This window comes from Zhongshania sp. (assembly GCF_041623545.1).
Classification (GTDB): domain Bacteria; phylum Pseudomonadota; class Gammaproteobacteria; order Pseudomonadales; family Spongiibacteraceae; genus Spongiibacter.
The window spans coordinates 1-9882 of the sequence record NZ_JBFJWS010000108.1 but is presented as its reverse complement, the minus strand read 5'-3'; the positions used below and the strand labels follow the sequence as shown (position 1 = coordinate 9882).

Here is a 9882-nt window from a genome sequence, read left to right as displayed (position 1 = left end):
CTCGCGGGGTTTCTTTACCTCGCGGGTGTTCGCTACCTATATTGATGAGGGTGCATTGCTACTGGAAGAAGGTGTTGATCCGGTGGTTATTGAAAATCTTGGCAAGGCCATTGGTATGCCTGTCGGCCCCTTAGCGGTGCAAGATGAGGTTAGTCAGCAGTTGGCGGTTAAGGCAATAGAAACCAATCGCGAGCTCGATAAACGGATTGGTGATAATTATGCTGTGGATACGGCTTCCTACCGTTTAGCGAAAAAAATGATTGACGAGTATGGCCGCGCCGGACGCTTTCACGGTGGTGGTTACTACGAGTATCCGGCCAGTGGCGAGAAATTCCTGTGGCCAGAAATTTACAATTGGCACTATAACAAGGCCGTTAGTTTGCCAAACGACGACATTAAGGATCGACTCTTATTCCGTCAGATTGTGGAGTCTTTGCGCTGCTATCAAGAGGGCGTGATGAATAATGTTGCGGACGCCAATATTGGCTCGATCATGGGTATCGGTTTTCCTCCACATACCGGTGGGGTTTTGCAGTTTATTAATACCTATGGCCTGAAAAAATTTGCGACACGGCTGGCAGAGTTGAGTGCGCGCTATGGTGAACGCTTTGAGCCACCGCAAATTCTGCTCGATAAGGCAGAAAAAGGTGAATTTTTTGCTTGAGTAGAGCCGAGTGAGTTGCGTGAGCATAAAGCGCACAAGTGATATTCGATTGTGAGGTGGGGCTGAATCCCTGCCTCGCAATTTTTTTATTCCGAAATTTTTCATGGAGTTGGCATGCTGCCACGTAATTTTACTGAAGACCAAATGATGTTTCGCGATGCCTATCGCAAATTTCTCGATAAGGAAATTGCCCCGAATGTCGAACGCTGGCGGGAGCAGGGTATTGTTGACCGGGAGGCGTATACCAAAGCAGGTGCGCAAGGTTTTTTGATGATCTGGCCGGAGGAGCAGTATGGCGGTATGGGCGATGATGATTTTCGATTTGAGCAAATCATCATTGAAGAGACTGCGAATGTATATGCCGGAGATTGGACGAATACCCTCCACAGTCGCCTAGTAGGTCCCTATTTATCACGGTTTGGCAATGACGAGCAGAAAGCGCGCTTTCTGCCAAAGTGCGTGAGTGGTGAATGTATTCTGGCGGTTGCCATGACTGAACCCGATGCTGGTTCTGATCTTGCCGGTATGCGCGCAACCGCCAAAGATATGGGCGACCACTGGGTTTTAAATGGCGCTAAAACCTATATCAGCAATGGCATTAACGCTGACTTGGTGGTGGTTGCCGCGAAGACTGACCCAGAAAATAATCCCCATGCTATGGGCTTGTTTTTGGTAGAACGGGGTATGGCGGGCTTTGAGCGGGGCCGCAATCTTAAAAAAATGGGTATGAAAGCCCAAGATACCGCCGAGATGTTTTTTAATAATGTGCAGGTGCCTAAGGCCAATGTATTAGGCGATCCGAGCAAGGGCTTTGTCTACTTAATGCAGGGCTTGGCCGAAGAGCGCTTGATCGGTGCCTGCGGCTTTATTTCGGTGGCACAGAAAGCCTTTGAGGTGACACGTGATTTTGTAATGGACCGCAAGGCCTTTGGCAAACCACTTGCCGCTTTTCAGAATACCCAGTTCAAACTGGCCGAAATGCGCACCGAGATTGACGTTGCTCAGTCTCATGTTGATGCCTGTGTTGCTGCGTTTAATCTAGGCAAGTTAACGGCAGAAGACGCGGCCAAGGCCAAGCTCTATACCAGTGAAGTACAGGGCCGGATGGTGGATCTGGGTGTCCAACTTCACGGCGGGGCCGGTTATATGGACGAGTATCCTATCTCGCGAATGTACACCGACGCCCGTATTACTCGTATTTTTGCCGGTACGTCTGAGGTAATGAAGCTTATTATTTCTAGAGATGTTTTTTCCGGCAGTTTTGTGTCCTATATAGACCGGAGTTAAATGCCTCTACCGCTAAGCTCTGCTAGGGGCGATGGCGGCTAAAAGCAGTAGTGGGCGGCAAAGAACAATAACAATAGCCACCCACCGCGCTATGTTCGCTTATACTGTGGTTACAATAATGATAAGCGAGATATAAATGGTGCGTGGTTTAGCTCCTGTACTGCTGTCGGTAATGTTATTTTTGCAATCGGCACAGGCATTACAAATAGGTGAGAAAGCACTAGATTTTTCTGCTCCAGCATTGCTGACTCCGCAGCCAATTCAGTTGGCCGATCATAGTGGTCAAGTAGTGTATTTGGATTTTTGGGCGTCTTGGTGCGGTCCGTGTCGCGTGTCCTTGCCGTCCTTAGATGCCCTATATCATGAGTTTAAAACGGCTGGGTTTAGTGTGTTGGCGGTTAATGTCGATGCTGATATTCGTGACGCCAAGCGGTTTTTACAAACACGGCCTGTTAATTACCCCTTAATTTATGATGCTGAGCAGCGCTTACCCAAGCTCTATGGGGTGAAAGGCATGCCTACGGCCTACCTCATTGACCGTCGCGGTGTTATTCGCCATATTCATGAGGGCTTTAGGCCTGGCGATGAAGCTCGATTGAGAGAAATGGTGCGGTCCTTATTGGCGGAGCAAATACAATGAAATTATTGATACCCCTTCTTGCTGTGCTATTGCTGCCTGCCTGTGCGACAGCGCCCTTGGATGCGTGGGATCGCGGTTATTTGGCGCGGCCTGAAATGGCGTGGGATCCCGATAGTTTAAGTGCTAGCCAGCGCAGCCATGTTTACTTTAGTAAAGAGGCGAGCAGTGGTGGTGTTAGTGCTGGTGGCGGTGGCTGTGGTTGTAATTAAGCACCGTAGCGTAAACTTTAAGAGACCGAATCTATGAAATCAAAAAATGCTCGCGGCCATAGTGCTGGCGCATTTAAAGCGCTAAGTGCCGCAGCGCTGGCAATACCCGGCATTGTCAGTCAGGTGCAGGCGGCGGCACCTGTTGCTGAGGCGGAATTAGATTACAAAGCATCGGCTTATCGCGAAGCCGATATTGAGGGCAGTAAACTAGCGGCTGGTTCGGCTTCACGTTATGAAATCGATACCCATCAGTTGCGCTTTATCTCTCCGCTTGGTCGCGCCTCAGACCTAGCGGTAGATCTCAGCTACGAAACAATGAGCGGCGCATCGCCTTGGTTTATTATGCCGGGCACCGGTGGCGGTAAGCCCGTTCAGGTAATGAGCGGGGCCAGTATTGAAGAAGAGCGCAAAGATATTCAAACCAGTATTGGCCACTATTTTTCGCAGAAGGTTTCCGCTAAGGTGCTATTGGGCTTTTCAACGGAAAATGATTACCAAGCGGTGAACATGGGGGTTGAGGCGAGTATAGAAATCCCCGCGCGGGAGCTGACGGTAACAGCGGGAATTGGCTTTAGTGATGACGAGATCGAGCCTACCGACCCTGGTATGCCCGATCGTATTGATAGCGCTACCCGCACCAGCACAACGGCGTTTGTCGCGATTGCTCAGGTTCTAAATAACCGCACTGCGGTGCAGGGCGGACTTACCTTGGTGAACAACGACGGCTATTTATCGGATCCGTATAAAAAAGTGTGGCGCGAAGACCTCAGTAATACTGTTGCCGATAAGCGGCCGAATGAGCGCCAGCAAGTCATTGCCAGTGCGCGCTTGCGACATTACGTACCATCGTTGCGCGGTGCCTTGCATGTGGATTATCGCTTTTTTGATGACGACTGGGATGTCAGCTCCCATACAGTTGATTTGGCCTGGTATCAGAATATCGGCGACAACTGGCAATTGACACCTTCGCTGCGCTACTACGGCCAATCTCAGGCCTATTTTTACGGACCATTTTTTTATAGCGCCCGTGACGATGGTTACGCGTCCAGTGATTATCGCTTGTCACCCTACGGTGCGCTGAGTTTTCGGCTGCGCTTAGAGCGAAACTGGGGTGAATTTTCTGCCAATTTTGAATGGGAGTCTTATCGCGCCGCTGCAAATCTCGCGCCGGATGACGTGAGTGTTGAAAATCCGGGCTTGGTGGAGTTTGATATATTATCGCTTGGTTTGAATTTTCATTTATAAGGTGGCGGATATACAGTTATTCTTATTCCCTTTTACCGCAATGGCCAGCCCCTGCGAATTGCGCCTCTACGCACATTCGCAAGGCGTGGCGGAGCAGACCGCCGAGGCGGCCATTGCTGAAATTAATCGTATTGAAGTCAAATACTCACGCTATCGTGAAGATAGCGTGTTAAGTGCAATTAATCGCGCCGCGGGTGGCGACGCCCTTGCCATCGATAGCGAAACTTTTGCACTTCTAAAATATGCCGACAGCGCATATCAGGAGAGCGGCGGCTTGTTCGATATTAGCTCAGGGGTATTGCGGCGGGCGTGGAATTTTAAATCCGGAGAGGTGCCCAGTAAATCTGATATCGCCGCTTTGCTCTCGGTGCTGGGCTGGCCCAAGGTGGAACTATCCGAGGGTGAAGTGCGCTTAAGTCGGCGAGGGATGGAATTGGATTTCGGCGGGTTTGGCAAAGAGTATGCCGTGGACGCGGCTGCCAGAGTTTGCGCGGAGCTGGGCATACACCATGGCCTTATTGATTTAGGTGGTGATATTCGGGTGCTTGGTCCCCACCCAGACGGTAGCGCCTGGCAAATTGGGATACGAGACCCGCTTCAGCCGAATAAAGCGAAACTCGTCCTGCCTCTTAAAAGCGGCGCCTTGGCCAGTAGTGGTGACTATGAGCGCTGTATGGTCGTGGCTGGCAAGCGCTATAGCCATATCCTCGATCCGCGCAGCGGTTGGCCAGTGCAAAATACCTTTCGCTCTTTGAGTGTGGTGGCGCCGCTGTGCTTGTTGGCCGGTACTGCGGCCACCGTGGGCCTGCTCAAAGGCGCACAGTCGGCGCCGGCGTGGCTAAGCGAATTGGGTATGCCGCATTATTGGATAGACGCAGGCGGTGTTGATGGCGGCGACCTCGCTGCGTTGCGACCTTGAGGGCGCCCAGGCTCCTGCTAAATAAAGGGAATGCGATTTCTAATTCGCTTTCAGCGGCGGCGCTGGGAGTGTCGTCTAGTGACAGACAACGGCAGCTTTTACCAAGTTACGCCATAGCGCCTACGAGCATAATGTCAGCCTGAATATCAAAATAACTTTATCAGGTTTGGCTTATGGCACGTTATCTTCTCTACTTCCTCGTGATTTTTAACGTAAGTATTTTGGTGGGCTGCGGCGGTGGTTCCAGCGGTGATGTGGTTGATATTGTTGGTAACCCTCTTGCCGACAGCGACGGAGACGGCATTGTTGATCGAGACGATAATTGCCCCAATGTTGCCAATGCCGATGGTCAGACTGTAGATAGTGACGGCGATGGTATCGGCGATGCCTGTGACAGCGTAGTCGGTAATGACGGCGACAATAATGGCGGTGGTGCCGGGGGCGGAAGTAGCGGTACTGATCCAGTCTTTGAATTCTTTAAAACCAATGTCCACAGTTCTTTAGCGGTATGCAGTACTTGCCACGTTGCTGGGGGCGTTGCTGACTCCGATGGTGCCGGAGATGGACGCGGTTTTATGCTGCTCAAGGGGGCTAGCCTCCCGCAGACGTTTTTCAAATTGCAATCTGATTGGCAGAATCTGGGTGGCGGTGTAGCGACGAGCCCCATTTTGTTTAAAGCCAGCAACAGCCGAGCGCAGACGGATCCTCATGTCGGCGGTAAACAGTGGGCCATCAGCTCGGCTGAGTACATCAATATGCAGAGCTTATTGCAGTGTTGGGACAGCCCGCAAAAATGCAGTTTAGTTTCTGTCGATGCCGGTGAAGTGCAGCCCTTATTAGGCAGCTCACGCGGTGGGCATGCATGGGTGGATTATTGCGAGGCAAAAGGCTGGAATGCGGCGGCAGTATTGCCGGTTGATCCCCGGGCCTTGGTCAAACCTGGTTTCAACGATGGCCGTGCAGTTTATTTCAATGCCTTTTGGAAAGATTGCCATATCGATCCGCAACTCGTAAATGAATACCCGCATCCCACCACTTGCGGCGAATTTAAAGAAAGCTTTGAACGCGGTGCGGTCATTATGGGTGACGCCCCCATGCGCGATGCTGACGGTAACTACAAAACCTATCCCGACGGTGAAATTATTCGTCCTGCTACTACCTTTGCTGGTGACTACCCCCATGGCAATGCCGCGCTTAGTGCTGATCAATACAATAATCTATGGTTGGTATGGGGCATGCCCGGGCGCCCAGATAACTTTGATGAACTGGTTGCAGAGCGCTACGGCTTTGGTGCCCCGGATCCTAAGTATCCTTATCCCTTACCAGGTGAAGACCCCAATACCACTAACGGCGGCAGTGGTGCCTTGCCCTTTGGGATGATTCAAACCCGCTTTCCTGACGGTAGTTACAGCGGTGAGATTAACAGTAATTGCCAAGGCTGCCACGGCGTTCAGATTGACGATAAATTTGCGGTTGGTGGCGGTGGCGGCATGTTAGATGCCAGTGTGAGTTCTCGGGATTTTGCCGCCTTTGGTTCCCCGAGCGGTATTGCTATTGATCGGCTTGGTCTGGCGGGTCGTGTACGCGGTACCAATAATGCCCAGTTCTCCAATATTACCGCCTTAACTGGGGTGCAGACGCCTCAACAATTTGCAGCGGTAATGACTAATGGCACTACCGGCACGGGCGACACCCCTGCGTGGTGGAATGTCGGTCATCGCCCCGTGAAGTTTGTCGACGCCATGTTCCCCGGCGATGCGGTGCGGGTGGATTTCGCGCTGTTTTCGCCGCTGCTGACCAATAAATACGGTATACCCGAGCAAAATCCGGGCTGGATCAGCGCCCATGTTCAGGATGGTGACCACTATATTATGTCGCGCCGTGCGCCCGTGTACCTTGGTGAAATTGACACCGAACTGGCGGAGCAGGGTGCTGTGCTATTCCACGCCAAAGACCTATGGGCTGCGAATTTAAATAATCCGATTGCTCAGCCCCTCGGTGGCAATGGCAGCTGCGCGAGTTGTCATGGCGCTTATTCGCCGCGCTATGTTAATAAACCTGAGTTTCTCGCCAACCCGGCCTTAGTTGGGATTGCCAGCTATGTGGTACCAATCGACATAATTGATACCGACCGGGTACGTCTAGATAGTTATAACGATGGCACGAATGAGGCGAACTCCAATACCGCTGTAGCCTACCCGGAGACGGCCGATCAGCCGGGTATCGACGACTGTCGCGTTCAAAATATGCCGGGTCAGCAGATCAATGCCCAGGGCCAAGAGCGGCCATCGGGTTATGCTGCGCCACCACTGTACGGAGTTTGGGCCACAGCGCCGTATCTCCACAATGGTTCGGTACCAGATGTATGGAGTCTGCTCGACTCCAGTAAGCGGCCAACCGTGTGGAAGCGAGTGTCTAAACCGGCTCGTGCTGATCAAGTCGGCAGTGTCGTAATGGGTTTCGACAGCAATTTTAATCGCGCCTATGACCGCGAGCGTATGGGCTGGAAATACGAGGAATTGGATTGCGGCGGGGTGAGTGCATCTGTCTCAGTGCAGTGTAATCCCAGCGGTTTAGAGTCGGCGTTCTTCTTGTCGGAGTTCTACGGTAATTTGCTCTTGGGCTGGAATATTACGAACCCGCCGACCCTCAGTAATCAGGATATTGAGAACCGCAAAATCTATAACACCACCTTGTTCAGTCAGGGCAATGGCGGCCATGGGTTTAGCGATGTGCTTACCGACACCGAGCGCCGCGCGATAATTGAGTATCTGAAAACATTGTAGTGGTAGCACCTCCATACTGCAGGAGTGACCTTAGGTGTTAATGCCACCTAAGGTCACTCATCCGCAGATCAGGGCCGATCTTCACGTAAAAACAGATTTTGCTCTGTATTTCGCGGTCCTTGCGATTGCAATTTTATTTTCTCCATCGCTTGTTCGCCGAGTAAGAGTACGATGGGCGCAGCAATCAGAATGGATGAACTGGTACCAATTACGATGCCAAATAGCATCGGCAGTGCAAAGCTGGCGACGGCACTGCCGCCGGCGATACCCATTGGCAGTATGGCGAGAAAGGTCGTGGCGGAGGTAAAAACGGTTCTGTTTAATGTCGATGTTAGGCTTTCATTAATTAAATCGTAAAGTGGCTTTTCTGGGTTGGCGTGCAGGTTTTCGCGGATGCGGTCAAACACCACGACCTTGTCGTTAACCGAGTAGCCGATTAGAGCGAGCAGGGCGGCAATTGCAGTGAGATTAAATTCCACGCCGGTGAGGGCAAAGAAACCGAAGGTTTTGGTAATGTCCAATGCGAGCGTAGCCATCGCGCCAACGGCGAAGTAGCGCTCGTAGCGATTCCATAAATATATAAACATGCCCGCACAGGCTAAAAGTACCGCCATGATACTTGTGGCTATAAACTCGCCGCTAATGCTTGGTCCGACCATCTCTAAGCGTGGAAAAGTCACCTGCTGGTCGACGGTGCTAATCGCTGATTTTATCGCGGTGGTACGCGATTCTGGATTTTCAGTTTGTGCCTCACTGGCAAGTCGCACTAGAAAATTACCCGGTTCGCCGAATTCCTGAATGGCAACACTACCAAGATCTAGGCCGCGAAGGCTTTGTCGCAAGGTGTCTATGCTTGTTGTTGGTGCGCCGTGTACTTCTAGGATCGTGCCGCCATTAAAGTCGATACCGGTGTTAAGCCCTGGTTGAATGAGCAGGGCGATTGACACTGCAGATAATAGTGCGGATCCGATAATGCCGGCGCGGCTGGCCTTTAAAAAGGGGATTGTTCTGTGTTTGCCAAAGCTATTCAGCAGGCTTAAGCCCTGAATTTTAAGCGGCTTTCGGCCAAGCTGGTTGACTCTCCAGTCGATAATCAGCCGTGTTACTGAGATCGACGTAAACAATGACAGCAATAGTCCTAGGGCCATTGTTACCGCAAAGCCACGCACGGGCCCAGTGCCGAATAAGAAAAGCAGCCCGACTGCAATTAAGGTAGTGATATTGGAGTCGAGAATGGTGCTGAACGCGCGCTCGAACCCCCGTTGCACGGCAAACCGTCCGCTGACTGCCCCGCGGCTTTCTTCCTTAATTCGTTCGTTGATAAGAATATTGGCATCAACAGCCATGCCGAGGCTGAGAATTAAACCAGCGATGCCCGGCAAGGTTAACGTTGCACCTAAGGCGGCTAGGGCGGCAATGAGTAATGCCGAGTACACTAATAATGCGGTGTTAGCGATAAGACCCCAGCGGCCGTAAGCGGCCACCATAAACGCCAGGACGAGTGCCGCACCTATAAGGCCGGTTGAAACGCCCATGGCAATTGCGTCACTACCTAAATCGGGACCGACGGTGCGTTCCTCTACAATACTTAGAGACGCGGGTAGGGAGCCAGCGCGGAGCAGTAGGGCAAGGTCACCGGCTTCGCGGCTCGTAAAATTGCCGCTAATTTGACCTGAGCCGCCGCCGATTACGCCCCGAATTACTGGCGCTGTGACAACGACGTCGTCCAGTACAACCGCAAAGGCGCGGCCGATATTCGCTTTGGTAATATCGGCAAAAATATCAGCACCATGTTGATTCAAACGAAAATTAACCACGGCCTCTTGGGTGTTGGCGTCAAAACCGAGGCGGGCATCGCTTAGGTCACCGCCACCCAATAGTGACTGGCGGTTGAGAATGTAGAATTGCTTTGACTGGGCGTCGGGTAAGCGAATTGTGGCGGCTTCACCATCGCGCGTCGCCTCATGAACAAGATGAAAATTCATCTGCGCAGTGCGACCGATGAGTGTTTTTATCCTGCTGGGGTCTTTTATCCCAGGCAGCTGTATGAGAATGCCATTTTTACCTTGGCTGGTAATCAAGGGTTCAATCACGCCGGTCTCATTAATGCGGCGTTTTAGCACCTCTACGCT

General features: G+C 51.8%; 8 protein-coding genes. 7 read left to right on the top strand and 1 reads right to left on the bottom strand.

Annotation, left to right across the window (positions count from 1 at the left end; genetic code table 11):
- From ABYT30_RS10985 to ABYT30_RS10955, 7 genes are all read left to right on the top strand, one after another.
- The coding region (locus ABYT30_RS10985) for a 3-hydroxyacyl-CoA dehydrogenase family protein (RefSeq protein ID WP_373096461.1) at window positions 1-664 on the top strand (664 nt) is incomplete at its 5' end.
- A 114-nt stretch (window positions 665-778) separates the two neighbouring features.
- Window positions 779-1951, top strand: coding sequence for an acyl-CoA dehydrogenase family protein (locus tag ABYT30_RS10980; protein ID WP_373078430.1), 1173 nt, complete (start codon window positions 779-781; stop codon window positions 1949-1951).
- A gap of 136 nt (window positions 1952-2087) precedes the next feature.
- Window positions 2088-2591, top strand: coding sequence for a TlpA family protein disulfide reductase (locus ABYT30_RS10975; RefSeq protein ID WP_373078428.1), 504 nt, complete (start codon window positions 2088-2090; stop codon window positions 2589-2591).
- Window positions 2588-2800, top strand: coding sequence for a DUF4266 domain-containing protein (locus tag ABYT30_RS10970; protein WP_373078425.1), 213 nt, complete (start codon window positions 2588-2590; stop codon window positions 2798-2800). Before ABYT30_RS10975 ends, ABYT30_RS10970 begins: the two co-directional genes overlap by 4 nt.
- 33 nt (window positions 2801-2833) lie before the next feature.
- Complete coding sequence (locus ABYT30_RS10965) at window positions 2834-4045, top strand: DUF3570 domain-containing protein (protein ID WP_373078423.1); 1212 nt, start codon at window positions 2834-2836, stop codon at window positions 4043-4045.
- Window position 4046: 1 nt separating this feature from the next.
- A complete protein-coding gene (locus tag ABYT30_RS10960) occupies window positions 4047-4964 on the top strand; it encodes an FAD:protein FMN transferase (RefSeq protein ID WP_373078420.1) in 918 nt (305 codons plus the stop codon).
- A 173-nt stretch (window positions 4965-5137) separates the two neighbouring features.
- The gene (locus tag ABYT30_RS10955; protein WP_373096459.1) at window positions 5138-7750 is read left to right on the top strand and encodes a hypothetical protein; all 2613 of its coding nucleotides are present in this window, start codon (window positions 5138-5140) and stop codon (window positions 7748-7750) included.
- A gap of 68 nt (window positions 7751-7818) precedes the next feature.
- Here the strand turns inward: ABYT30_RS10955 and secD are convergent.
- Window positions 7819-9882, bottom strand: a 2064-nt coding sequence (secD, locus tag ABYT30_RS10950) for a protein translocase subunit SecD (protein WP_373096456.1), incomplete at its 5' end; no start/stop codon positions are given.